The sequence below is a fragment of the Nocardia farcinica genome, from assembly GCF_029867845.1.
GTDB lineage: Bacteria > Actinomycetota > Actinomycetes > Mycobacteriales > Mycobacteriaceae > Nocardia > Nocardia farcinica_A.
Genome location: NZ_JARWRU010000512.1, coordinates 1 through 1,488, shown reverse-complemented (window position 1 = coordinate 1,488; position 1,488 = coordinate 1). Strand labels below are relative to the sequence as shown.

Sequence of the window (1,488 nt, the reverse complement as noted above, 5' to 3'; positions counted from 1 at the left end):
CCGGCCGCGCGCGACCGCGAGGCGAACCGGCCGCGCTGCCGGGTCTGCGCCAAGCCGCTGATCGGCACCTACGCCACCATGCTCGGCCGCTGCCGGCGCTGTCCGGGCGAGGTCGACGCCGCGCTGCTCGACGCGTTGAAGCAGTGGCGGGCGGAGAAGGCCGCCGACCGAGGGGTGCGGGAGTTCGTCGTGCTGACCGACACCACCCTCACGGCGATCGCCGAGCAACTGCCCGCCGACGACCGCGCGCTCGGCGCGATCGCCGGGTTCGGGCCGAAGAAGATCGCCGATCACGGTGCGGAGATCCTGGCGATCGTCGCGTCCCGGATGAAGGCCGCGCGCAACGACTCCGGGGCGCAGCAGCCCGCGCCGGCGGTGGCGGACGCGCGGGCGAGGCAGGGCGCCCGGCGCGGAAAGAATCACAAAACCGCAGGTCAAAAATAGGTTGTTCGATTCCGCCGCATTGCCTATGGTGGTTTCACGCACCGGGAGGGTATCCCGGCGCGCCGATGTTCGACTCACGCACGATCCATATACGCACGGAAGGGAGGCAGGACCGATGAACGGCAGCAACGTTCTCACCACCGGTGGCACCGCTGTCCTCGGCGTCGTCTCGGCCTCCCCGCGTCTCACGCCGCTGGGGACCGGTATGTCCCCGGAGAGCGCGCTCGTCGGCGCTCTCCGCCAGGACGAGGTCCGCGCAGGCTGGCGTCTGCCCGTGGCCGGTCATGCTCTTGTCGCGCCCGAATTCGGGGCTCCCGCGACAGGTGTGCCCGCAGCCGCCGGCGTCGCAGCAGGCGCGCCCGCGATCGATGCGAAGTTCGGCATCGCCGCCCACGGCGCCGACGCCGAGCCGCAGCGGGCCCTCCAGCCGACCGCACGCCTGCGCAATGCCATCCACCCAGCGACCGTGATCGAGAGTCGACACCGAAGTCGACCCAGGTAGGGGCCTCTCCGGCCCCCTGCTCCCGGCCACGGATCGCACGACGCGAAACCGTGGCCGTTTTCGTTTCCGGCCCTTCAGCCGGCAGCCCCGGTTTCGCACCGACGACAACGACTGCCGCAACAAGCTGAAGGAGAACGACGTGTTCACCGCAGAGCGACTGCACTCCGTCCCTGCTGGCGTGACATGCCGGACCGAAGCGGGGGCCGTCCCCGCTCGCGACGTCGCCACCGTGCTGCCGTGCCGGGTCGCCGACCCCGACCTCTGGTTCGCCGAGAACCCCGCCCAGCTCGAGCAGGCCAAGGCGCTGTGCGCGGCCTGCCCGATCCGCCAGGGCTGCCTGAGCGCGGCCATCGATCGGCGTGAGCCGTGGGGTGTCTGGGGCGGTGAGATCTTCGACCAGGGAGTCGTGATCGCGCGCAAGCGTCCACGCGGCCGTCCGCGCAAGGTGGCGGTTCCGGCGTGAGCCGGGGCCGTGGGCGCCCTCCCTCCGTGCACTGCGGTCCGGTCTGCGCGCCAGGGGCCGGGCCCAGCTACGCGAAAGC

General features: G+C 72.0%; 3 protein-coding genes. All 3 read left to right on the top strand.

The genetic code is table 11. From position 1 onward, the window contains the following. Positions 1 to 444, top strand: a 444-nt coding sequence (locus QH283_RS11155) for an HRDC domain-containing protein (protein WP_280502937.1), incomplete at its 5' end; no start/stop codon positions are given. Positions 445 to 559: 115 nt separating this feature from the next. Continuing rightward, entirely contained in the window at positions 560 to 946 is a 387-nt protein-coding gene (locus QH283_RS11150; protein WP_280502936.1) for a hypothetical protein, read from the top strand. A 178-nt stretch (positions 947 to 1,124) separates the two neighbouring features. Continuing rightward, the gene (locus QH283_RS11145) at positions 1,125 to 1,409 is read left to right on the top strand and encodes a WhiB family transcriptional regulator (protein WP_280502938.1); all 285 of its coding nucleotides are present in this window, start codon (positions 1,125 to 1,127) and stop codon (positions 1,407 to 1,409) included. Positions 1,410 to 1,488 lie beyond the last annotated feature (79 nt).